General features: G+C 67.3%; 20 protein-coding genes and 1 pseudogene. 8 read left to right on the top strand and 13 right to left on the bottom strand.

Translation table 11 applies throughout. From position 1 onward, the window contains the following. Window positions 1–14 precede the first annotated feature (14 nt). The 4 genes from lptE to QE444_RS08385 all read left to right on the top strand — a co-directional run bounded on the left by lptE (window position 15) and on the right by QE444_RS08385 (window position 3,371). Entirely contained in the window at window positions 15–629 is a 615-nt protein-coding gene (gene lptE / locus QE444_RS08400; RefSeq protein ID WP_133859965.1) for an LPS assembly lipoprotein LptE, read from the top strand. Window positions 630–677: 48 nt separating this feature from the next. Beyond that, the gene (gene holA, locus QE444_RS08395) at window positions 678–1,715 is read left to right on the top strand and encodes a DNA polymerase III subunit delta (protein WP_187978598.1); all 1,038 of its coding nucleotides are present in this window, start codon (window positions 678–680) and stop codon (window positions 1,713–1,715) included. Window positions 1,716–1,802: 87 nt separating this feature from the next. Next, a complete protein-coding gene (gene arfA / locus QE444_RS08390; RefSeq protein WP_007159657.1) occupies window positions 1,803–1,964 on the top strand; it encodes an alternative ribosome rescue factor ArfA in 162 nt (53 codons plus the stop codon). A gap of 84 nt (window positions 1,965–2,048) precedes the next feature. Further along, on the top strand, window positions 2,049–3,371 hold the full coding sequence (locus QE444_RS08385) for a lytic murein transglycosylase (RefSeq protein WP_273862716.1): 1,323 nt from the start codon (window positions 2,049–2,051) through the stop codon (window positions 3,369–3,371). 43 nt (window positions 3,372–3,414) lie between these two features. Here the strand turns inward: QE444_RS08385 and QE444_RS08380 are convergent, their stop codons facing one another. Further along, window positions 3,415–4,326, bottom strand: coding sequence for a LysR family transcriptional regulator (locus tag QE444_RS08380; protein WP_309737835.1), 912 nt, complete (start codon window positions 4,324–4,326; stop codon window positions 3,415–3,417). Between the two features lie 103 nt (window positions 4,327–4,429). Here QE444_RS08380 and QE444_RS08375 point away from each other — a divergent pair, with 103 nt between their 5' ends. Beyond that, window positions 4,430–5,179, top strand: coding sequence for a sulfite exporter TauE/SafE family protein (locus tag QE444_RS08375; RefSeq protein ID WP_280310354.1), 750 nt, complete (start codon window positions 4,430–4,432; stop codon window positions 5,177–5,179). A gap of 158 nt (window positions 5,180–5,337) precedes the next feature. Next, window positions 5,338–7,002 carry a phosphoglucomutase (alpha-D-glucose-1,6-bisphosphate-dependent) gene (pgm, locus tag QE444_RS08370; protein ID WP_309737832.1) on the top strand — a complete coding sequence of 555 codons (1,665 nt, stop codon included), beginning with the start codon at window positions 5,338–5,340 and terminating at the stop codon, window positions 7,000–7,002. A 126-nt stretch (window positions 7,003–7,128) separates the two neighbouring features. On the opposite strand, the gene lipA is transcribed toward pgm, so the two are convergent. The 12 genes and pseudogenes from lipA to QE444_RS08310 form a co-directional block, all read right to left on the bottom strand. Then, window positions 7,129–8,130, bottom strand: coding sequence for a lipoyl synthase (lipA, locus tag QE444_RS08365; protein ID WP_187978593.1), 1,002 nt, complete (start codon window positions 8,128–8,130; stop codon window positions 7,129–7,131). Between the two features lies 1 nt (window position 8,131). Beyond that, complete coding sequence (lipB, locus tag QE444_RS08360) at window positions 8,132–8,788, bottom strand: lipoyl(octanoyl) transferase LipB (protein WP_183631280.1); 657 nt, start codon at window positions 8,786–8,788, stop codon at window positions 8,132–8,134. Next, window positions 8,788–9,063, bottom strand: a complete 276-nt coding sequence (locus tag QE444_RS08355; protein WP_133863157.1) for a DUF493 domain-containing protein — start codon at window positions 9,061–9,063, stop codon at window positions 8,788–8,790. The genes lipB and QE444_RS08355 overlap by 1 nt, the downstream gene beginning before the upstream one ends. Window positions 9,064–9,136: 73 nt before the next feature. Beyond that, complete coding sequence (locus QE444_RS08350; protein WP_133863156.1) at window positions 9,137–10,297, bottom strand: D-alanyl-D-alanine carboxypeptidase family protein; 1,161 nt, start codon at window positions 10,295–10,297, stop codon at window positions 9,137–9,139. Window positions 10,298–10,423: 126 nt separating this feature from the next. Further along, entirely contained in the window at window positions 10,424–11,413 is a 990-nt protein-coding gene (locus QE444_RS08345; protein WP_133863161.1) for a septal ring lytic transglycosylase RlpA family protein, read from the bottom strand. Next, window positions 11,413–12,417 carry a lytic murein transglycosylase B gene (gene mltB / locus QE444_RS08340; RefSeq protein ID WP_371099744.1) on the bottom strand — a complete coding sequence of 335 codons (1,005 nt, stop codon included), beginning with the start codon at window positions 12,415–12,417 and terminating at the stop codon, window positions 11,413–11,415. The genes QE444_RS08345 and mltB overlap by 1 nt, the downstream gene beginning before the upstream one ends. A 39-nt stretch (window positions 12,418–12,456) precedes the next feature. Continuing rightward, window positions 12,457–13,562 (bottom strand): annotated as a pseudogene (gene rodA, locus QE444_RS08335) (rod shape-determining protein RodA). Window positions 13,563–13,606: 44 nt separating this feature from the next. Next, the gene (gene mrdA / locus QE444_RS08330; RefSeq protein ID WP_133863155.1) at window positions 13,607–15,514 is read right to left on the bottom strand and encodes a penicillin-binding protein 2; all 1,908 of its coding nucleotides are present in this window, start codon (window positions 15,512–15,514) and stop codon (window positions 13,607–13,609) included. A 12-nt stretch (window positions 15,515–15,526) separates the two neighbouring features. Beyond that, window positions 15,527–15,994 carry a 23S rRNA (pseudouridine(1915)-N(3))-methyltransferase RlmH gene (gene rlmH, locus QE444_RS08325; protein ID WP_007159668.1) on the bottom strand — a complete coding sequence of 156 codons (468 nt, stop codon included), beginning with the start codon at window positions 15,992–15,994 and terminating at the stop codon, window positions 15,527–15,529. Window positions 15,995–15,999: 5 nt separating this feature from the next. After that, window positions 16,000–16,350, bottom strand: coding sequence for a ribosome silencing factor (gene rsfS, locus QE444_RS08320; RefSeq protein WP_007159669.1), 351 nt, complete (start codon window positions 16,348–16,350; stop codon window positions 16,000–16,002). Between the two features lie 10 nt (window positions 16,351–16,360). Next, the gene (nadD, locus tag QE444_RS08315; RefSeq protein WP_017642517.1) at window positions 16,361–17,023 is read right to left on the bottom strand and encodes a nicotinate-nucleotide adenylyltransferase; all 663 of its coding nucleotides are present in this window, start codon (window positions 17,021–17,023) and stop codon (window positions 16,361–16,363) included. Beyond that, the gene (locus QE444_RS08310; protein WP_309737821.1) at window positions 17,023–18,282 is read right to left on the bottom strand and encodes a glutamate-5-semialdehyde dehydrogenase; all 1,260 of its coding nucleotides are present in this window, start codon (window positions 18,280–18,282) and stop codon (window positions 17,023–17,025) included. Before QE444_RS08310 ends, nadD begins: the two co-directional genes overlap by 1 nt. 251 nt (window positions 18,283–18,533) lie before the next feature. Between QE444_RS08310 and QE444_RS08305 the strand changes: the two genes are divergently transcribed. Both QE444_RS08305 and QE444_RS08300 read left to right on the top strand, forming a co-directional pair. Next, window positions 18,534–21,551, top strand: a complete 3,018-nt coding sequence (locus tag QE444_RS08305) for a cellulose synthase subunit BcsC-related outer membrane protein (protein ID WP_309737819.1) — start codon at window positions 18,534–18,536, stop codon at window positions 21,549–21,551. 363 nt (window positions 21,552–21,914) lie between these two features. Then, window positions 21,915–22,994 carry a cellulose synthase operon protein YhjQ/BcsQ gene (locus tag QE444_RS08300; RefSeq protein ID WP_309737817.1) on the top strand — a complete coding sequence of 360 codons (1,080 nt, stop codon included), beginning with the start codon at window positions 21,915–21,917 and terminating at the stop codon, window positions 22,992–22,994. The last annotated feature ends 2 nt before the right edge of the window (window positions 22,995–22,996 follow it).

Below are 22,996 nucleotides of genomic sequence, written 5' to 3'. Positions count from 1 at the left end.
GGAGCAGACAACAGATGAAGAAACGGATTCTCCCCGGCCTTGCGGTAGTCGGCCTGGCGACCCTGCTGACCGCCTGCGGCTTCCAGCTGCGTGGCACCGGCGAAACCCGCCTGACCGTGAACGAGCTGAACCTGACGGCGCGCGACGCCTATGGCCAGACCGTCAAGGACGTGCGCGACATGCTCGAGGACGCCCATGTGCGGATCAGCTCGGGCGCGCCCTACACCCTGGATCTGGGCGGCGAAGCCCAGAGCGAGCGCACCGCCAGCTACACCAGCGGCGCCCGCAGTGCCGAGGTCGAGCTGACCACCCGTCAGCCCTATACCATCGTCGGCAAGAACCAGGCGGTGCTGGTCAGCGACTACCTGGAAACCCAGCGCTACTACGTGACCGACCAGAACAACATCGTCGGTTCCGAGCAGCAGAAGGACCAGCTGCGTCGCGAGATGCGCCGCGAACTGGTGCAGCAGCTGGCCGCCCGCCTGCAGGCCCTGACACCGGAGCGCCTGGAGAAGCTGCAGCGCGACGCCGATGCCCGTGCCGCCGCCAAGGCCGACGCCGACCGCCGTGCCCGCGAGTCCGCCCCGCCGCAGCAGTCGCCGATCGACATCCCCACCCCCGCGCGCTAAGCGCCGCACCCGGAGCCGCAAGGCTCCGGTTTGCCATTCCGGTTCAGCATGAAACTCAACGCCAACCAGCTCGGTAAGCAGCTCCAGGGCTCGCTGGCCGCCGTCTATGCGGTCAGTGGCGATGAGCCCCTGCTCTGCCAGGAAGCCAGCGACGCCATTCGCGGCGCGGCTCGCGCCCAGGCTTTCGACGAGCGCGAGGTCTTCGACGTCGATGCCGGCTTCGACTGGGGCCGCCTCTACGAGGCCGGCGCCAGCCTTTCCCTGTTTGCCCAGAAACGCATCCTCGAATTGCGCCTGCCCACCGGCAAGCCCGGCGACAAGGGCTCCGCCGCCCTGCTCGACTACCTCGCCCGCCCGGCCGAGGACACTCTGCTGCTGATCAGCCTGCCGCGCCTGGACGCCGCCGCGCAGAAGACCAAGTGGGCCAAGGCCCTGCTGGAGCACCCGCAGGCGCAATTCGTGCAGATCTGGCCGGTGGAACTGGCGCAGTTACCGCAGTGGATCAACCAGCGCCTGTCGCGCCTGGGGCTGGCCGCCACCCCCGAAGCCGTCGAGCTGATCGCCGAGCGGGTGGAAGGCAACCTGCTGGCCGCGGCGCAGGAGATCGAAAAGCTCCGCCTGCTCATCGAAGGCTCCCAGGTGGATGCCGAGACCGTACGCGCCTCGGTGGCCGACAGTGCCCGCTACGACGTCTTCGGCCTGCTGGACGCCGCCCTGGCCGGCGATGCGGAGCACGCCCTGCGCATTCTCGAAGGCCTGCGCGGCGAAGGCGTGGAAGCAGCCGTGGTGCTCTGGGCCCTGGCCCGGGAACTGCGCCTGCTGGCCAACCTGGCCCATCTGCAGGAAAGCGGCACGCCGCTGGAACGCGCCTTCACCCAGGTCAAGCCACCGGTATGGGACAAGCGTCGTCCACTGGTCAGCCGCGCCCTGCAGCGCCAGGGTGCCCGCCGACTGGAAGCCCTGCTGCGCGAGGCCCAGGTCGCCGACGAACAGATCAAGGGCCAGGCGCCCGGCGAGGTCTGGCTGACCCTGGCCAGCCTGGCGCTGACGCTCGCCGGCAAGCGACTGACCCTGCCCAGGTCCTAGCGCTGGCGGGCCTGGTAATTCACGGCCCTTGCAATAGACTGGCGCGTCCCCATCAAGGGGGAACCCCCATCACTCGGAGCCCGCACCATGGCCAAGAAATACAGCCGCGGCCCCAACAAGGCCAAGGTCCTCGTCAGCGATCCCCGTTATCGCGCCCGCCAGGAAAAGCCCGCCAAGGGCAAAGGCAGCTACCGCCGCGAAGCCTTCTCGTTGCAAGACGAGAAGGCTTCGGTCTTTCTGGCCGCCTGAAAGCCGCGTGCAGACGCCTGACAGACGTCGGGACCCGGGCCGTGCTAAGGTGAGCCTTCCTGCCTAGACGTCCGGTGGAGACAGATGCAATTCGGGAAAACCCGCGGATTCAAGACCGGCGGCCTCCTCGCCGGAACCCTGGTCACCCTGCTGACCGCCGCCCTGGCCGCCTGCGCCCAGACTCCGACGACGCCCACCGCGGCGCCCTCTTCGCCCTCCTCGTCCAAACCCGCACCCGCGGCGAACGCCCCCGCTTCGGCGGCCGAGGCCATGCCGCAACCGGAGGAAAGCTTCGAGCAGTGGCGTAGCCGTTTCCGCGCCCTGGCCCTGGGCCGGGGCATATCCGCCGCCACCTTCGACCAGGCCTTCATTGGCGTGCAACCCGACCCGGCGGTGATCGCCGCCGATCGCAGCCAGCCGGAATTCACCAAGCCGGTCTGGGAATACCTGGAATCCGCCGTCTCGCCTCTGCGGGTGCGCAATGGCAAGAGTCTGCTGATCCAGCAGGCCGGGCTGCTGGCCTCCCTGGAAGCCCGCTACGGCATCGAGCCGGCGCGCCTGGTCGCCTTCTGGGGCATGGAGAGCAACTACGGCAACAACATGGGTAACAAGGGCGTCATCCGCTCCCTGGCCACCCTCGCCTACGAAGGTCGCCGCCCGGACTTCGCCCAGGACCAGCTCATCGCCGCCCTCGGCATCCTGCAGCACGGTGACGTCACCGCCGACCGCATGATCGGCTCCTGGGCCGGCGCCATGGGCCAGACCCAGTTCATCCCCACCACCTACGACCAGTACGCGGTGGACTTCGACGGCGACGGTCGCCGCGACATCTGGGGCTCCACCGCCGATGCCCTGGCCTCCACCGCCAATTACCTCAAGGCCTCCGGCTGGCAGGACGGCAAGCCCTGGGGCTACGAGGTCCGGGTGCCGGCCAACTTCGACTACAGCCTGGCCGACATGGGCGTGCGCAAGAGCCTGGCCGAGTGGAACGCCCTGGGCATCCAGGGCCTCGGCCTGCCGCAACCGGCCGCCCAGCCGAGCGACAGCGCTTCGCTGCTGCTGCCCGCCGGCCATCGCGGCCCGGCCTTCCTGGTGTTCAACAATTTCCGCACCATCCTCAAGTACAACAACTCCAGCTCCTATGCCCTGGGCGTGGCGCTGCTCTCGGAGCGCTATCGCGACGCCGGCCAGATCGCCGGCAACTGGCCCACCGACGATCTGCCGCTGAGCCGCAGCGAGCGCGTCGAACTGCAGCAGCGCCTGGCCGCGCTGGGCCTGGATCCGGGCAGCGCCGACGGCATCATCGGCGCCAATACCCGCAAGGCCATCCGCGCCTACCAGCAGTCCCAGGGCTGGCCGGCCGACGGCTATCCCAATCATCAGCTGCTGGATAAACTGCGCGGCTGACGCCCGCTGGCGACCCGTGTCTCAACCGAGACCGGGTCGCCGATCAGCCTGCGTCGACACCCTCCCTTCCGGTCTCCACCAGCACCTCCAGCAAGGCTGCCGCCGCCGGCGACAGCTCGTTGCCGTCCCGGCAGCCCACCACCAGTTCGCGACGCGCCCTGGCATCGCGCAGCGGGTGGCTGACCAGCGCCACGCCCGGTCCTGCCCGGACCAGACTGGCGGCCGGCAGGATCGCCAGGCCCAAGCCGCGGGCGACCAGAGCGCAGGCCTGGATCGGACTCGGTACCCGAATGCGGATCGCCAGCTCCCGGCCCCACTGCGCCGCCTGGGCTTCCACATGGAGCTGCAGGGCATTGCCGCGAGACAGGCCGACGAAGGGCTGCTCGAGCAGTCGCGCGAAATCGACCGCCTCCCCATCCGGCAAAGGCAGGCTACCCGGCGCAGCGACCAGCACCAGGGGATCGTCGCGAAAGGGCCGAATCTGCAGATCCTCCAAACCCGGCGCCGCCACGAAGATTCCCAGGTCGGCGCGACCTTCGCGGAGCGCCAGCACTATGCGTGAGCTGGGCAGCTCCTCGACCTCCACGTCCACCCTGGGCTGCGCCTGGAGAAAAGCGGCCAGGGGGTCATCCAGATGCTCCATCACCGCGGCGCCGTTGCCCAACAGCCGCACCCGTGTCCGGCTGTCCGCCACCGCGCCAGCCAGGTCCTGGTCCATTTCCTCCAGCCGCGACAGGATCGCCCGGGCATGGCGCTCCAGGGTCACGCCAGCCGGCGTGGGGCGTACGCCACGCGCGTGGCGGATCAGCAGCAGCGTTCCCAGGCTGTCTTCCAGGGCCTTGATGCGGCCACTGGCGGAAGGCAGCGCCAGGTGGCTCCGTTCGGCGCCCAGGGTGATGCTGCGCGCTGCCACGACGTGGAGAAACAGACGCAGGTCGAGCAGGTCGTAGCGCATCGCCGGAGAGCCTCTGTGCCGACCGTAGGCAGCCTTCGTCAATCCCGGCTTCTCACCTGCGGTCCTGAAATCCATGGTAACGCCTCCACCCGAGGAGGCGACCATGACCCTGCTGCTCTGTACCCTGATTTTCGTGCTCGCCGGTCTGACCAAGGGCGTGCTGGGCCTGGGCCTGCCCACCGTCGCCATGAGTCTGCTGGCCCTGCTGATGACGCCAGCCGAAGCCGCCGCCCTGCTGCTGATCCCCTCCCTGCTCACCAATGTCTGGCAATTCTGCGCCGGTCCTTCGCCCCGGCAGACGTTCAAACGCCTGTTGCCGCTGCAACTGGCCCTGGTGCCGAGCACCCTGCTCAGCATCCCGCTGCTGACCGGGAGCGATGGTACCGGACTCGCCGCCGCGCTCGGTGCGGTGCTGGTCGCCTACGGCCTGATCGGCTGGACGGGCTGGCGCCTGCCCGCGCCCGGTCGTCATGAAGGGAAGGTCGCTCCGCTGGTGGGTTTAGTCACGGGTCTGATCACCGGCATGACCGGCGTCTTCGTGCTGCCGGCGGTGCCCTATCTGCAGAGTCTGGCGCTGGACAAGGAACAGCTGATCGAGGCCCTGGGGCTGAGCTTTACCGTCGCCACCCTGGCCCTGCTGGTGGGCCTCTGGTGGCAGAACGGACTGGCGGTCGAGCGCCTGGGTACTTCCAGCCTGTTGCTGCTCCCGGCCCTCCTGGGCATGGGACTGGGCCAGCGCGTGCGTCAGCGTCTCGATGAGCGCCTGTTCCGCCGGCTGTTCTTTGCTGGATTGCTGCTATTGGGAGCCTACGCCGTCCTGCATTATCTGCTGCGCCTGGGCTATCTTGGCTGAATCCGTCACAGTGCTGTCAGGTACAGCCGGTGTAGGCTGCACCTTCGACGGGCAGCAGGGTCTATGGGCGTAATTGAAGGGTCGCCGTGCCACGGCGCCCCTTCGACCCGGCCTTGTGCCTGACCGCTGCCTCTTTCCGACGTATACAGGACGCTTTCATGACGCTCGCTCCCAACGCAGGACGCCTCCCCGACGAGAATACCCTGACCCACCTGCCGCGCCTGGTGGCACGCTACTACAGCGATCGCCCCGATCCCAGCGATCCGGGTCAGCAGGTCGCCTTTGGCACCTCCGGGCACCGCGGTTCCTCGCTCAAGGGCAGCTTCAACGAATGGCACATCCTCGCCATCACCCAGGCCATCTGCGAATACCGTAAGGCCCAGGGCGTCGACGGCCCGCTGTTTATGGGCATGGACACCCATGCGCTGTCCGAGCCGGCCTTCATCTCCGCCCTGGAAGTGCTCGCCGCCAACGGCGTGGAAGTGCGCATCGACGCCGGCTGCGCCGAGACCAACGGCGAGCCGGGCTATACGCCCACCCCGGCGCTGTCCAACGCCATCCTCGAATACAACGCCGGCCGCAGCTCGGGCCTGGCCGATGGCATCGTCATCACCCCGTCGCACAATCCGCCGGCCGACGGCGGCTTCAAGTACAACCCCACCAATGGCGGCCCGGCCGACACCAACGTCACCAAGAGTATTCAGGACCGCGCCAATGCCCTGCTGGTGGCCGGTCTCGACGGCGTCAGGCGGATGGATTACCGCCAGGCACTCAAGGCGGCCACCACCCATAAGTTCGACTTCCTCGACAGCTATGTCGGCGGCCTGGGCCAGGTCATCGACCTGGATGCCATCCGCGGCTCCGGGCTGACCTTTGGCGTCGATCCCCTCGGCGGCGCCGGGGTGCACTACTGGCCGCGCATCGCCGAGCGCTATGGCCTGCCGCTGGAGGTGCTGTCCACCCACGTCGACCAGACCTTCCGCTTCATGCGCCTGGATTGGGACGGCAAGATCCGCATGGACTGCAGCTCGCCCCACGCCATGGCCGGCCTGATCGAGAACAAGGACAGATTCGACGTCTCCTTCGCCTGCGACACCGACCATGACCGTCACGGCATCGTCGCCCGCTCGGTGGGCCTGCTCAATCCCAACCACTACCTGGCGGTGGCCATCGAATACCTCTTCACCCACCGTCCGCAGTGGAGCCCGCAGGCCGGCATCGGCAAGACCCTGGTGTCCTCTTCGATGATCGACCGCGTCGCCCAGGGCATCGGCCGCCAGGTGGTGGAAGTGCCGGTAGGCTTCAAGTGGTTCGTCGATGGCCTGCTGGACGGCAGCCTGGGCTTCGGTGGCGAGGAATCCGCCGGCGCGTCCTTCCTGCGCAAGGCCGGCGGCGCCTGGTCCACCGACAAGGACGGCCTCATCCTCGGCCTGCTGGCCGCGGAAATCACCGCCGTGACCGGCAAGGACCCGGGCGAGCGCTACCAGGCGCTGACCGAACGCTTCGGCGCCCCGGTCTACCAGCGCATCGACGCCGCCGCCGACCGCGAGCAGAAGGCCCGCCTCGGCAAGCTGTCCGCCGCCCAGGTCACCGCCAAGGAGCTGGCCGGCCAGCCGATCACCGCCATCCTTACCGAGGCACCCGGCAACGGCGCCGCCATCGGTGGCCTCAAGGTGGTCACCGAGAACGGCTGGTTCGCCGCCCGTCCTTCGGGTACCGAGGACGTCTACAAGATCTACGCCGAGAGCTTCGAGGGCGAAGCCCACCTGGGTCGCATCCAGGAAGAAGCCAAGGCGCTGGTGGATGGCGTGCTGCGCGGCTGACGGCGCGCGCCCTCACCCCAACCCTCTCCCCAGGGAGAGGGCGCTGAAAACGGATCGGCGGGGGTGAAGGTGTCTATCCACAAAAAGGGCAGCCCGTGGCTGCCCTTTTTCATTGCGACGCGAGGATCAGCTGATCTTCTTGGCGCCGTGCGCCTGCTGGTCGGCATGGTACGAGGAACGCACCAGCGGACCCGAGGCCACGTTCTTGAAGCCCATCCTGGCGCCTTCCTCGGCAAACCAGGCGAAAGTATCCGGATGGACGAAACGCTGCACCGGCAGGTGGTTGCGCGACGGCTGCAGGTACTGGCCGAGGGTCAGCATGTCGATCTCGTGCTCGCGCATGCGCTGCATGACCTCGATGACTTCCTCGTCGGTCTCGCCCAGGCCCAGCATCAGGCCGGACTTGGTCGGCACGTGGGGCACGCGCTTCTTGAAGTTCTGCAGCAGGTCCAGCGACCACTCGAAGTCCGAACCCGGGCGCGCCGCCTTGTACAGGCGCGGCACGGTCTCCAGGTTGTGGTTGAAGACATCCGGCGGCTCCTGCTCGGTGATGGCCAGGGCGACGTCCATGCGACCGCGATAGTCCGGCACCAGGGTCTCCAGCTGGATGCCGGGGGTCAGCTTGCGGATCTCGCGCAGGCAGTCGACGAAGTGCTGGGCACCACCGTCGCGCAGGTCGTCGCGGTCCACCGAGGTGATGACCACGTACTTCAGACCCAGGTCGGCGATGGCCACCGCCAGGTTCTTCGGCTCGTCCACGTCCAGCGGCTTCGGTCGGCCGTGGCCGACGTCGCAGAAGGGGCAGCGACGGGTGCAGATGTCACCCATGATCATGAAGGTGGCGGTGCCACCGGAGAAGCACTCGCCCAGGTTCGGGCAGGAGGCCTCTTCGCAGACACTGTGCAGCTTGTGCTTGCGCAGCAGCTGCTTGATGCGCTCGACCTCGGGGGTGACCGGGATGCGCACGCGGATCCAGTCCGGCTTGCGCGGCAGCTCCTCGGTGGGAATGATCTTTACCGGGATGCGTGCGACCTTTTCGGCGCCGCGCAGCTTGACGCCGGCTTCCACCTTGCTGGGGCGGGCGGGCGGGGTAAGGGTCTGGACGCTGTCTTGTACTGTAGTGGTCATGTCAATCCGATTCCAGGGTGATCGGTTCGGGGTAGCCCAGGCGCAGACTCAGGTGACGGACCAGAGACTCGCGGACCTCGTCGAAAGCTAGTGGCCCGGTCACCAGATCGCGGAGCTGGGTCATGGCCAGGCCGGCATAACCGCAGGGGTTGATCCGGCGGAAGGGTGCCAGATCCATGTCAACGTTGAGCGCCAGGCCGTGGAAGGACCGGCCATTGCGGATGCGCAGGCCCAGGGAGGCGATCTTGGCGCCATCCACATAGACACCCGGCGCATCGGCCCGGGCCGCGGCCTGCACGCCCCAGTCGGCGAGCAGCGCGATCAGGCTGTCTTCCATGGCACTGACCAATTCTCGCACGCCCAGGCCCTTGCGGCGAACATCCAGCAGCACATAGGCGATGAGCTGACCGGGACCATGGTACGTGACCTGGCCGCCGCGATCGACCTGCACCACCGGAATGTCACCCACGGCGAGCAGGTGCTCGGGCTTGCCGGCCTGCCCCTGGGTGAACACCGCGGGGTGCTGCAGCAGCCAGAGTTCGTCGGGGGTCGCGGGGCCGCGCTCGTCGGTGAAGCGGCGCATGGCCTCCAGGGTCGCCTCGTAGGGCCGCAGGCCCCAGCGGCGCACGCCCAGGCTGGCCGGGGCGGGAGTGCTCATCAGATCACCATGTGCACGCGGCCGGTGGCGCGCAGATCCTGGTGGATGGCCTGTAGCTGGTCCACGCCGGTGGCGGTGATCAGTACCTGCACCGACAGGAAACGCCCGTTGCGGCTGTCGCGGGTCACCAGGGTGTCGCGCTCCAGATCCGGTGCATGGCGCTGGACGATGTCGAGCACCAGCTCGGCGAAGTCGGCACCGGCATCGCCGATCACCTTGATGGGATAGCGCGGGCAGGGAAATTCGATCTTTGGGGGTTGAACGTCTTCGGTCATGCGGACTTCCAGGCCGATCGCTGTCGGCAGGGGGTGAAAGGCCCGCGGATGCGGGCCTTTGCAGGGTGACGGATCAGTTGAACAAGCCGTAGAAGAACAGGCGAATGCTATCCCACAGGCGACGGAAGAGGCCACCCTCCTCGACCGGCTGCAGGGCAACCAGGTCGGCGGTGTGCACCACCTTGTCATCCAGCTTCACCTCGACCTTGCCGATCACCTGGCCCTGGGCGATGGGTGCGATCAGCTGCGGATTGAGCACCATCTCGGCGTGTAGCTTCTTGGCCTGGCCGCGCGGCAGGGTCATGGTCAGGTCGTTGGCCAGACCGGCCTGGACTTCGCGGGTGTCACCCTTCCATACCGGTGCCTTGGCCAGCTCGGTGCCCTTCTTGTAGAAGGACTGGGTCTCGAAGAAGCGGAAACCGTAGGTCAGCAGCTTCTGGGTCTCGGCGGCGCGGGCCTGTTCGCTGTTGGTGCCAAACACCACGGCGACCAGGCGCATGCCGTCGCGCACGGCCGAGGCCACCAGGCAGTAGCCGGCTTCGTCGGTGTGGCCGGTCTTCAGGCCGTCGACGGTCTTGTCGCGCCACAGCAGCAGGTTGCGGTTGGGCTGCTTGATGTTGTTCCAGAAGAATTCCTTCTGGGAATAGATGGCGTAGTGCTGGGCATCGGCATTGATGATGGCGCGCGCCAGGATGGCCATGTCATGGGCCGAGGAATAGTGGTTCGGGTCCGGCAGGCCGGTGGCGTCCATGAAGTGGGTGTTCTGCATGCCCAGCTTCTGCGCGGTGGTGTTCATCATGTCGGCGAAGGCGTCTTCGCTGCCGGCGATGTGCTCGGCCAGGGCGACGCTGGCGTCGTTGCCGGACTGGATGATGATGCCGTGCAGCAGGTCACCGACCGACACCTGGGTGCCGACCTTGATGAACATCCGCGAACCGCCGGTACGCCAGGCGTGCTCGCTGACGGTGACCATGTCCGATTCCTTGATGCGACCCCGGTTGATTTCCAGGGTGGCGATATAGGCGGTCATCAGCTTGGTCAGGCTGGCCGGCGGCAGGCGCTGGTCGGAGTTGGATTCGGTGAGCACGGCGCCGCTGTTGGCATCCATGAGAATCCAGGCCTTGGCGGCCAGCTGGGGCGCTGCCGGAACCATTGTCTCGGCCGCCCAGACGGCCGGGACACAGGCGATCGTTACTAGGAGGAGCAGGCGTCGAGCGAGTTTTGCGATTGTCATCCGAATCTCTGAAAGGTTGGGGTATGGCAGGAGCAGCGGACCCAGACCGCTCGGTCCACGTCGATCCGCGCGAGGCGGATCACGACGGCTGGGACCGGCGACTGGGCGTCATGAAGCATCCCTGCTTCAATCCGGTTGCACGAGAGACGCCTGACCCAGGCGGGCCACGCGTACGCTGTTCTGGAGCTGGGAGACCTCAGCCGGCTGGACCGGTCCGAGGCGGACCCGATGCAAGGTCTGCTGGTTGCGCACCGTCGAACTGATGAACACCGGGGCACCGGTCAGGTCGCTGAGCTTGTCCTTGAGCAATTCCGCAGCGTCCGGATTGGCGAAGGCCGCCACCTGCAGATAGAGCCCAGCGGCTGGGGCAGAAACGTTTTTTTTTGCGTCGACGGCCGCGGGCGTCACCGGTTCGGCATGCTGGTTGACCGGTGGCGTATAGGTCTCGATGGCGCCGAAGGTCTGCGTCTCGGTGGTCTTCTGGGCCACCGGTGCCTGGCGCGGCTGGGCCAGCACCATGGGCACCGCCTGGCCACGCTGGGCCCAGTACTGCTGCGGATCTATGCCTTCGACGCTGACCCGGGCGGTGCCGATCTCGGCATAGCCGAGCTTCTTGGCGGCGGCGAAGGACAGATCGATGACCCGGTCGGAATAGAAGGGACCGCGGTCGTTGACGCGCAGGATCACGCTGCGGCCGTTGTCCAGGTTGGTGACCCGCACATAGCTGGGCAGCGGCAGGGTCTTGTGCGCCGCGGTCATGCCGTAGAGGTCGTAGGTCTCGCCGTTGGCGGTGGCCTGACCGTGGAACTTGGTGCCGTACCAGGAGGCGGTGCCGGTCACGCGGTAGTTGCGCGAATCGGTCAGCGGGAAATAGGTCTTGCCCAGCACGGTGTAGGGATTGTTCTTCAGCGGCCCGTTGTAGGGCATGGGCACGGCGTCGGGAATCCGGCTGACGTCCACGTCCCACCAGGGCGCGCCGTCACGGTGCGGACGCAGGTAGCCACCCGGCCCGGCCACGCCCTTGCTGGTCGGCTTGGGCGCCTGGCTGGAGCAGCTCACCAGCAGCAGGCCGACGCCCAGGCAACCGGCCAGGCGCGCCAGGGCAGTCAGGCGCATCACGGCTTGGCACCCTCCGCGGCATGGCGCTCGGCGATGGCGTTCGCCAGATCGGTCACCGCCATGGCGTACATGACGCTGCGGTTGTATCGGGTAATGGCGTAGAAATTGGGCAGGCCCATCCAGTACTCCGGTCCCTTGTCTCCGTCGAGGCGGAACGAGGTTACACGCAAATCGTCACGCAGGGCAGGGTCTTGGGCGTTCCAGCCCAGGGCGCGCAGCTCGGCGACGCTCTTGACCGGCTCGATCCCGGCCACCACGCCCTCCTCCACCCGCTCGCCACTGACCTGGGCGCGGATGGCGGTCGGTCCGCGACCGGACCAGCCGTGGCGCTTGAAATAGTTGGCCACGCTGCCGATGGCGTCGGTGGGATCGGACCAGATGTTGATGTGGCCGTCGCCGTCGAAGTCCACCGCATAGGCACGGAAGCTGCCCGGCATGAATTGCGGCAGGCCCATGGCGCCGGCATAGGAACCGGTGAGGCTGAGCGGATCGACCTGCTGTTCGCGGGCCAATAGCAGGAATTCGCGCAGCTGGCTGCGGAAGAAGGGCGCGCGGGGCGGATAGTCGAAGGCCAGGGTCGAGAGCGCGTCCAGCACCCGGTAGTTGCCGGTGTTGCGACCGTAGAAGGTTTCCACGCCGATGATGGCGACGATGAACTGGGCCGGCACGTCGTATTCGCGCTCGGCGCGGGCCAGGGCTTCTTCGTGGGCCTTCCAGAAGTCGACGCCCTGGGCGATGCGCCGATCGGTGATGAAGATGGGCCGGTATTCGCTCCAGGGCTTGACCCGCTCGGCTGGTCGCGAGATGGCGTCGAGGATGGCCTGCTTGCGCTCGACCTCGCCGAACAGCGCCTGCAGCTGTTCCGGAGCGAAGCCATAGCTCTGACTCATCTCGGCGATGAAGTCGCGCGTCAGCGGTGCCGCGTCGTAGTCACCCGCGACGACGCCGGTCGTCACGCCCATCGCCCCCGCGAGCCCCAGGCTCAGCAGGCAGCGACGCATCCATCCCATTGTCGGCATCTAACCCTTCTTTGTTGCGTGTTAAACCTGGGCGATCCACTTGCGGTGCGTGTGGATCGACATCAAAACTCCGAACCCGGTGAACAAGGTGACCACCGAGGTGCCGCCATAGCTGATGAATGGCAGCGGTACGCCCACCACGGGCAAGAGGCCACTGACCATGCCGATGTTGACGAAGACATAGACGAAGAAGGTCATGGTCACGCCGCCGGCGAGCAACTTGCCGAACAACGTCTGGGCCTGCACCGTGATGGTCAGGCCGCGACCGATCAGCAGCAGATAGAGCACCAGCAGCAGGCAGACGCCGACCATGCCGAACTCTTCGCCGAGGACGGCAATGATAAAGTCCGTGTGACTTTCCGGCAAAAAATCCAGATGAGACTGGGTACCCAGCAGCCAACCCTTGCCGAACACCCCGCCCGAGCCGATGGCGGCCTTGGACTGGATGATGTTCCAGCCGGCGCCCAGCGGATCCATCTCCGGATCGAGGAAGGTCAGGATCCGGCGCTTCTGGTAATCGTGCAGGACGAAGAACCACATGGCCACGGCCATGGGCACCGCGGCGCTCACCGCGCCGATCAGCCAGCGCCACTGCAGGCCGCCGACGAACAGCACGAAGCCGCCCGAGGCCAGCACCAGCATGGCGGTGCCGAGATCGGGCTGGTCGAGGATCAGCACGAAGGGCACCACCACCAGCGACAGGCTGATCAGGCTGTGCTTGAAGTTGGGCGGCAGGCTGCGCTTGGACAGGTACCAGGCCATCATCATGGGCATCAGCAGCTTCATGAATTCCGACGGCTGGAAGCGGATGACCCCGGGAATGTTGATCCAGCGGGTGGCACCCATGGCGTTGTGGCCCATGACGTCCACCACCACCAGCAGGGCCACGCCGATCACGTAGCCGAGGGGCACCCAGCGTGCCATGAAACGCGGTTCGAGCTGGGCGACGACGGCCATGGCCACCAGCCCGAGGCCAAAGGAGCTGGCCTGCTTGAACAGCAGGTCGAGATTGCGCCCGCCCGCGGAATAGAGGACGAACAGCCCGGTCTCGCCCCCAGCATCAGCAGCAGGATCAGCAGCGGCCCGTCGATGTGCAGGCGCTGCAGCAGGGTGGCGCGCCGCTTCATCACGTCCCCTTCGGGGATGGTGCGATCGAAGTTGGGAGCAAGACTCATGGCTGCACCTTGGTCGCGGCGGCGGTGGCCGCGGCGGTATTGGGCTTGGCGTACTCGGCCTTGAGATGGCCCTGGTCATCAAGCAGCCAGGCATCCAGTACCTGGCGCACCACCGGGGCGGCCACGCCGCTGCCCGACTCGCCGTTCTCGACCATCACCGCCACGGCGATCTGCGGATTGTCGGCCGGGGCGAAGGCGACGAACAGGGCGTGGTCGCGGTGCCGCTCCTTGAGCGCCGCCGAGTTGTACTTCTCGTTCTGGCGAATGGCGACCACCTGGGCGGTACCGCTCTTGCCGGCAATGCGGTACTGGGCGCCGACATTGATCTTGTGGGCGGTGCCGCGCGGATTCTGCACCACCATTTCCATGCCGTGGACGGCCCTGTCCCAGTAGGTCGGGTCCCTGAGCTCGATGTCGGGCATGGGATTGCTGTCCACCGGGGGCTGGCCATCGAGGGTCCTGGCAAGGTGCGGACGGATCCACTTGCCATGGTTGGCGATCAGGGTGGTGACCTGGGCCAGCTGCAGCGGCGTGGTCTGCATGTAGCCCTGGCCGATGCCGAGGATCAGCGTCTCGCCGGGGAACCAGGCCTGGCGGCGGGTGGCACGCTTCCACTGGCGCGAGGGCATCAGGCCCGGTGCCTCCTCGAACATGTCCAGGGAGACCTTCTGGCCGAGACCGAACTTGCCCATGTACTCGGAGAGGCGATCGATGCCGATCTTGTGGGCGAGATCGTAGAAGTAGGTGTCGTTGGATCTCATCAGCGCCATGTCCAGATCCACGTAGCCGTCGCCGCCGTGGTTCCAGTTGCGGTACTTGTGATCGTAGTTGGGCAACTCGTAGTAGCCCGGATCGAAGACCCGCGCCTGGGGCGTGGTGGCACCGCTGTCGAGACCGGCGATGGCCACCGCCGGCTTGATGGTCGAACCAGGTGGATAGAGGCCACGCAGCACCCGGTTGTAGAGCGGGCGGTCGATGGAGTCGCGTAGCTCGGAATATTCCTTGAAGCTGATCCCGGTGACGAAGGGATTGGGGTCGTAGCTCGGCTGGCTGACCATGGCCAGCACCTCGCCGGTCTTGGGCTGGATGGCGACGATGGCGCCACGGCGCCCACCCAGGGCGGCTTCGGCGGCGGCCTGCAGGCGTGAATCGATGGTCAGGACGATGTCCTTGCCCGGCTTGGGGTCGGTGCGATTGAGTACCCGCAGCACCCGGCCGCGGGCATTGGTCTCCACCTCTTCGTAGCCCACCTCGCCGTGCAGCTCGGGCTCGTAAAAGCGCTCCACGCCGGTCTTGCCGATGTGGTGGGTGCCGCTGTAGTTGACCGGATCCAGGCGCTTGAGCTCCTGTTCGTTGATCCGCCCGACATAACCCACCGAATGGGCGAAGTGCTCGCCCATGGGATAATGACGCACCAGTTGCGCCGTCACCTCGACCCCGGGCAGGCGGAACTGGTTGACGGCGATCTTGGCGATCTGCTCCTCGGTCAGTTCGAACAGCACCGGCACCGGCTCGAAAGGCCGCCGGCCCTGCTTCATGCGCTTTTCGAACAGCTCGCGGTCTTCCTCGGTCAGGCCCAGCACCTGCACCAGGGTATCGAGCGTCTGCCGCCAGTTGTCGGCCCGCTCGCGGGTGATGGTCAGGCTGAAGCTGGGGCGGTTGTCGGCGACGATGATGCCGTTGCGGTCGTAGATCAGGCCGCGGGTGGGCGGGATCGGCTGGACATGGACCCGGTTGTTTTCCGACAGGGTCGAGTGGTAGTCGTGCTGGATGACCTGCAGGTAGTACATGCGCGCCACCAGTACGCAGGCGAGCACGAGAAAGAGCACCGCCCCGACCGTCACGCGGGCGCGGACGAGCTGGGCGTCTTTCTCGTGGTCCTTGAGGCGTATGGGTTGCGACATCGCAGGTACGGACTACTTGTGATACGGATGGCCGGCCAGTACGGTCCAGGCGCGATAGAGCTGCTCACCGACGAGGATGCGCACCAGCGGATGCGGCAGGGTCAGCGGCGAGAGCGACCAGCGCTGTTCACTGCGCGCCTGCACCTCGGGCGCGAGACCCTCGGGACCGCCGACCATGAGGTTGACGGTGCGGGCTTCCAGGCGCCACTGCTGGAGTGTTTCAGCCAGTTGCTCGGTGCTCCAGGGCTTGCCGGTGACCTCCAGGGTCACCACGCGTTCGCCCGGTTGCACCTTGGCCAGCATGGCCTCACCCTCCTGGCGGATCAGCCGGGCGACGTCGGCGTTCTTGCCACGGGTCTGCAGCGGGATCTCGACGAGTTCCAGTGGCAGTTCCGGTGGCAGACGCTTGACGTACTCGTGCCAACCCTCTTCGACCCAGCGCGGCATGCGCGAGCCGACGGCGATGAGACGCAGGCGCACCGGCGTTATTCGCCGTGGGCGGCGCGGCTCTGCTCGGCACCGCGCCAGAGGCGCTCGAGGTCATAGAACTCGCGGGTGGTCGGCAGCATCACGTGGACGACCACGTCACCGAGGTCGAGCAACGCCCATTCACCGCCTTCCAGGCCTTCGCTGCCCAGCGGGCGTACGCCCTGCTGCTTGACCTTTTCCAGCACGTTGTCGGCCAGCGACTTGACGTGGCGGCTGGAGGTGCCGCTGGCGATGACCATGATATCGGTCACGCTGGTCTTCTCACGGACGTCCAGGGAGATGATGTCCTGGGCCTTCATGTCTTCCAGGGCGGCGATGGCCACCTGGACGAGTTGTTCGCTTTGCATGGTGTAACTCTTACCTCGGTTCGGAGGACGCCGGATAGAGGCCGTGCGTCCGGATGTAATCAAGCACGGCATCGGGCACCAGGAAGCGGATGGACTTCCCGGTGGCCAGGAGGCCGCGGATCTGGGTGGCGGACACCGCGAGCGGGTTCTGCCAGATAAAGGTGATCTGCCCGCCCGGTCCCTTCAGGGCCTGGGGATCGGGCTGACTGCGCGCCGCCAGGAAATCGCGCAATTCCTGGCAGGGCTCGCTGTCGGCGTCGGGTCGTTGCAGGACCAGGATGTGGCACAGCTCCAGCAATTCGCGCCAGCGGTGCCAGCCCGGCAGGCCGCAGAAGGCGTCCCAACCCAGCATGAGCAACAGCTGCACCTCATCGCCGAGTTCGGCGCGCAGGCTTTCCAGGGTCTCTATGGTATAGGAGTGGCGCGTCCGGCGCAGTTCCCGGTCATCGACCACCAGGGTCGCGACGTCGGCCACCGCCAGTCGCACCATCGCCAGGCGATCCTCGGCGGAGACGCTGGGCGCCTCGCGATGGGGCGGCCGGGCGCTGGGGATCAGCCGCAGTTCGTCCAGCGCCAGGGCCTCGGCCACCTCGAGTGCGGCGCGCAGGTGACCGATGTGCACGGGATCGAAGGTACCGCCGAACAGGCCGATGCGGGTGGGCAGGCTGCTCATCAGCTACGGACGTGACCGTCGCCGAAGACCACGTATTTCTCGCTGGTCAGCCCTTCCAGGCCCACCGGCCCGCGGGCGTGCAGCTTGTCGGTGGAAATGCCGATCTCGGCGCCCAGGCCGTATTCGAAGCCATCGGCGAAACAGGTCGGCGCATTGACCATGACCGAACTGGAATCGACTTCGGCCAGGAAGCGCCGCGAACGGCCAAGACTTTCCGTCACGATCGCATCGGTGTGATGGGAGCCGTAGTGGTTGATGTGCTCGATCGCCCGGTCCAGACCATCGACGATGCGGATGGACAGGATGGGCGCCAGATATTCGGTGGACCAGTCGGCCTCGGTGGCGGGCAGGGCCTGGATCAGGTCCCGCGTACGCTCGCAGCCCCGCAACTCCACGCCCCTCTCTTCGAAGCGGCGCGCCATGGCCGGCAGGAAGGCCTCGGCCACCTTGGCATCGACCAGCAGCGTTTCCATGGCACCGCAGATGCCATAGCGGTAGCACTTGGCGTTGAAGGCAATGGACTCGGCCTTGGCAAGGTCAGCAGCCTCGTCGACATAGACGTGGCAGATTCCGTCGAGGTGCTTGATCACCGGGACGCGGGCATCGTTGCTGATGCGCTCGATCAGATTCTTGCCACCCCGCGGCACGATGACGTCGACGAACTCGGGCATGGTGATCAGGGCGCCGACGGCAGCCCGGTCGGTGGTCTCAACTACCTGGACTGCAGCGGCGGGCAAGCCGACCTCGGCCAGCCCTTTCTGAATGCAGGCGGCGATGGCGCGATTCGAGCGAATGGCTTCGGAACCACCGCGCAGGATGGCTGCGTTGCCCGATTTCAGGCAGAGACTGGCCGCGTCGATCGTCACGTTGGGCCGGGATTCATAGATGATGCCGATGACCCCCAGCGGCACGCGCATCTTGCCAATCTGGATCCCGGACGGCCGAGCGCTCAGGTCACGAACGGCGCCTACCGGATCCGGCAGGGCGGCAACCTGCTTGAGGCCGTTGATCATCGCGTCGATCCGCGCCGGCGTCAGCGTCAGGCGATCAAGCAGTGCCGACTCGAGTCCAGCAGCCGTAGCGGCCGCGACATCCTCGGCATTGGCGGCGACCAGCGCTTCGCGATCGGCACCCAAGGCATCTGCAATGGCGTTCAGCGCCAAGTTTTTCTGGCCGGTGGACGTACGAGCGAGGACCCGCGACGCAGTACGGGCAGCCTGGCCAAGACGGGTCATGTAGGCGGAGACGGACTCGGTCATGGTCGGCGGCCTGCGGAAGACGGTGGGAAAGCCGCAGAGTATAGCGTCGCCGGGCCCTGCGCGGCCAGCGCCGGGGGGCCTGGCGGTGGCATTCGTCTGCGCTATTTGGTTGACTCGCCACGGCCTGTCGGGAATCATCCCCGGCTGTATTTGCCGTTCAGCTTGCGTTCAGCTATTCCCTAATAGCCGAAATCGTTCCAGCTCTGCGCCAGGTGCTGCAGCGACGCCTACCAGCCTTCACGGAAAGAACCATGCCCAAGCACCTCACCTTGTCCCTTGGTCTGCTCGCCCTGCTGATCCATGCCGACGCGACCTGGGCCGCCGCTGCCGACGCCGCGCCGACCGCGGCCGCCGTCCAGGCGCTGGAAGCCCAGCTGAAGAAGACGCCCCAGGATCCGGATGCCCTGGGCAAGCTGGGCAGTGCCCGCCTGGCGCAGCAGCGCTGGACCGATGCCGAGCAGTTGCTGACCCAGGCCGTGCAGAAAGGGGGCAAGACCTGGCAGCCGGCGCTGGACGAGGCGCGCTACCATCACCTGCTGGAACGCGCCCACGCGGCCGAGAACAAACGCGAGCTGGACCAGGCGCGGGATCTCAGCGTGGAAGCCATCCGGCTGAAGCCCGAAGCGGTCGAGGCGCAGCTGTTCCTCGCCGGCATCCAGAGCCAGAAACGCCAATGGGAACTGGCCGAGGCCACCTACCGCCAGGTGCTGATGCGCGAGCCGGCCAACGTCGACGCCTACTATGGGCGCATCGCCGCGCTCAACGAGCTGGGCCGCACCGAAGAAGCCCTGCAACTCACCAAGAATCTGCAGCCGAGCGCCAAGAGCCCGATCAAGGGCCTGGATCGCCTGCGCGCCGGCCAGGCCATGCAGGAAGCCGAAGCCGCCGAAGCGCGGGGCGATCTGCAGGGCGCCTCGCGGCTGCTCGAACAGGCGCGCAAGGAAGCCCCGGAAGATCCCTGGCTGCGCCTGGCCCAGGCCCGCCTGGAGGTTCGTCAGGGCCGGCCGCGCGCCGCCCGCGATCTGGTGGACAGCCTGGTCAAGGATGGCGCTCAGCGCCCCGAGGTGCTCTATGCCAGCGCCCTGCTGTCCAACGAGCTGGGCGAATACCCGCGCGCCATGCAGACCCTGATGCGCATTCCCCAGGCGCAGCGTTCGCCGGACATGAACGCCCTGGCCGCGCGCATCACCTTCAACGAACAACTGGCCGAAACCGTGGCCCTGGCCAAGCAGGGTCGCCGCGAGGAAGCGCGCAGCCTGATGCAGCGCCTGGAAGCCCGCGCCGGCCGCAATCCGGATCTGATCGGCGACCTGGCCGAAGCCTTCGCCACCGCCGGCGATCCCGAGCACGGCCTGGCCCTGCTCAAGCCGATGATCACCGGCGATACCCGCCCGGCACCCGCCATGCAGCTGCACTACGCCAGCATCCAGCTGCAGCTGAACCAGGACCAGACCGTGGGCAATGTCCTGCGCGACCTGCAGGGGGTGGTGCTCGACAGCGGCGAGAAGCAGCAGTACGACGACCTCCTCGCCCGCTACCGCATTCGTCAGGCCGATCGCCTCACCGACCAGGGCAAGCTGGCCGCCGCCTACGACACCCTGGCGCCGGCGCTCAAGGCCCGTCCCGACGACAAGGCCGCCCAGGCCGCCCTGGCACGCATGTACCTGGCCAGCGGCGACACCCAGAAGGCCCGCCAGCTCTATCGCGACGTGCTCAGCGACCAGCCGAAGGACGCCGAGCTCTATCTGGGCGCCGCCGAAATCGCCGCCAAGTCCCAGGACAGCGTCACCGCCCGCCAGTACCTGGACCAGGCGGTCAAACTCGGCCAGAGCGATCCCCTGGTGCTGCGCCGCGCCGCCCTGCTCTACCGCGACATCGGCATGGCCGGCACCGCGACCGGCCTGCTGGAGCAAGTGGTGCAGGTGGAGCGCAAGGATCACGAGTCCGCGGCCCGCGCCGCCGGCGCCAGTGACAATCCCTTCGCCACCCTGCCCGGGCAGACCCGCAGCGATGACGCCCTGGCCGCCGTTCCGGCCGCCGCGGGTGGCAACGCCGCCGGCGGCGACTACGCCTGGAGCGATCCGCTGCAGGCGCAGAAGGCTGCCAACAACCCCTTCAACGACCTGTCCGTGGTACCTACCAGCAGCCTGTCGAGCAGCCTGGCCACCGAGCAGATCCTCGGCCAGCTGCAGCGCGAGCGCAGCATCCGCATCACCCAGGGTCTGAGCGTACGCAGCTACGATCCCAGCGGCAGTTCGCGCCAGACCACCGTCAGCGCACCGCTGGAGATTTCCTTCCCCGCCGGCGACCAGCGCCTGGCCGTGCGCGTCACCCCGACCCGCATCAACGACAGCAGCAGCGATGGCAGCCAGAAGGAAAACGGCGTGGCGGCGTCCATCGCCGTGGAAGATGCCGGACGCGGGCTCAAGGGCGACATCGGCGTCTCGCCGGTGGGCCTGAGATACAGCACCGTGGTCGGCGGCGCGACCCTGGAACGTCCGCTGAGCAGCCTCAGCGAGAACCTGCTCTATGCCCTGAGCGTGTCGCGGCGTTCGGTGACCGATTCCCTGGCGTCCTACGGCGGCATCCGCGATCCGCGTACCGGCCAGGAGTGGGGCGGCGTCACCGCCAATGGCGGCCTGGCGCGGCTGAGATACGACGATGGTCGTTACGGCTCCTACATCTACGGCGCGGCCCATCGCCTGACCGGTCATGACGTCAAGGACAACGACCGCTTCGAGATCGGCACCGGCGTCTACTACTACCTGCGCAATGGCCCGGACAGCCTGTTCACCGTGGGCCTCTCGGCCACCGCGATCGGCTATGACAACAACCAGAACCACCTGACCTACGGTCATGGCGGCTACTTCAGCCCGCAGCGCTACTTCGCCATCGGCGTACCCCTGGTGTGGGCACAGCGGGGCGATCTCTGGGCCTATCAGGTGCAGGGCATGCTGGGCGTGCAGACCATTCGCCAGGACGCCGCGGATCGCTATCCGGACGACGCTGCCCTGCAGGCGGCCGCGGAAGCCGCCGGCGAAGGCCAATACGGCAGCAAGAGCAAGACCGGCGTGGCCTACAGCCTCTCCGCCAATGGCGAATACCGCCTCAGCGGGCAGTTCGCCCTGGGCGGTCGCCTGGGCATGGACAATTCCCAAGACGAGCGCGACGTCAACGGCAACCTCTATCTGCGCTACTTCTTCGAAGAGCAGGAAGGCCGACCGCAACTCTCGCGGCCGCAGCCCTACCGCTCGCGCAACGAGGAATAAGGAAAAAGGCCCGCACCCGCGGGCCTTTTTTTGCCTCGGCACGCGGTCCGTTGCCGCCGAAACAACCGCTCGTCCCCACGCTCGTCGCCCCCGCGACCGCCCCGTCCCCGGCCCACGCCTTTCGTCCGCACGGCGCCAGGCGTGACGTTGACGGCTGCTTGAGGTGATCTAAACATTGAAGTGAACCGGCGCTAAAAAGCGAGACTATCCGTTCGCTCCGCTTCAATGCCCGCATACGCATTTTCAATTGGTGCGTCACGAACTCCGCGTGACAGTATCCGCAAAAAATGACACCTGATGGCTTTTAGCCATAATTTTGACGTCAAGCACCTGCCCAGACCCTTCACCTTTTCGGAATCCGCCATGGTCCGTTCGCTGGATATTGCCAATCTGTTCCGCTCCTTCGGCGGTGATCCCCAGCGTTACCATGAGTTCGAAACAGCCGAGCCGGCGCTGCACGAAGCGACCCCGCCGGCCGCGTCGCAGCCACAGCCGCAGCCGCAGCCGCAGCCGCAGATCGTGCCGAGCGCCCAGGGCGAACCGGTCATCACGATGGCCGAGGCGGCCAGCCAGGCGGAACCGGGCGCCCTGCCTCCGCTGTCGCGAGAGCTGGCGCAGCTGCATAGCAGCCGCCAGGCCAGCCAGGCGGTCGTCGCCCTGGATCAGGCGCTGAGTCGCGCGCTGCCGCCACTGGCCAATCCGGTCCTGGCGTTGATGTCGGCGCGCGGCGGCACGGGCAAGACGGTCATCGCCGCGGGGCTGGCCCAGACGCTGAGCCGCAGCGGTCAACCGGTGCTGCTGGTGGAGCTGGATAGCCAGAACGTGCTGTCTTCGCTGTTGCTGCAGGAAGCTTCGTCCACCACCGGCTCGATCAGGGCGCCGCTCTCCGTCTGCCTGGCGGTGGACGACCGCCTGCGCCTGGTGCCCTTCGGTGCTCCCGACGAGCTGGATCTCCAGGCCCTGGAACAGGCCCTGGCCACCGACACCCAGTGGCTGACCCGACGCCTGCAGGCGCTGGACGTCCCGGCCGATACCCTGGTGATCCTCGATTGCCCCACCGGCTCGACGCCTCTGAGTCGTCAGGCCATGGCCCTGGCCACCCGGATCCTGGGGGTAACGACCGCGGATGCGACCGGCTACGCCAGTCTGCCGCGCCTCGAACGCCAGTGGCAGCGCTGCAGCGGTCAGGTCACTCCGCTGCACCTGCTCAACCGGGTCGATCCCGCCCGGCCCCTGAGCCAGGATATCGCCGCCATCGTGGCGCACTCCTGGGGCGAACGCCTGCTGGGTGTTCTGCCGGAAAGCCCCGACCTGGAACAGGCCCTGGCGCTGGGCCAGGGCCTGGCCAGCGTCCAGGATGCCTGGGCACGCGGCCTGGCCGAGCTGGGCGAGGAATTGCTGGGCGATCGCCGCTCGCCCGCGCTGCACGCCGCGCGCGCCTAGCC

Origin of the sequence: Pseudomonas sp. SORGH_AS_0199, assembly GCF_031453735.1 — a bacterium.
Classification (GTDB): Bacteria; Pseudomonadota; Gammaproteobacteria; order Pseudomonadales; family Pseudomonadaceae; genus Chryseomonas; species Chryseomonas aestiva.
This window is presented reverse-complemented; position numbering and strand designations above follow the sequence as displayed.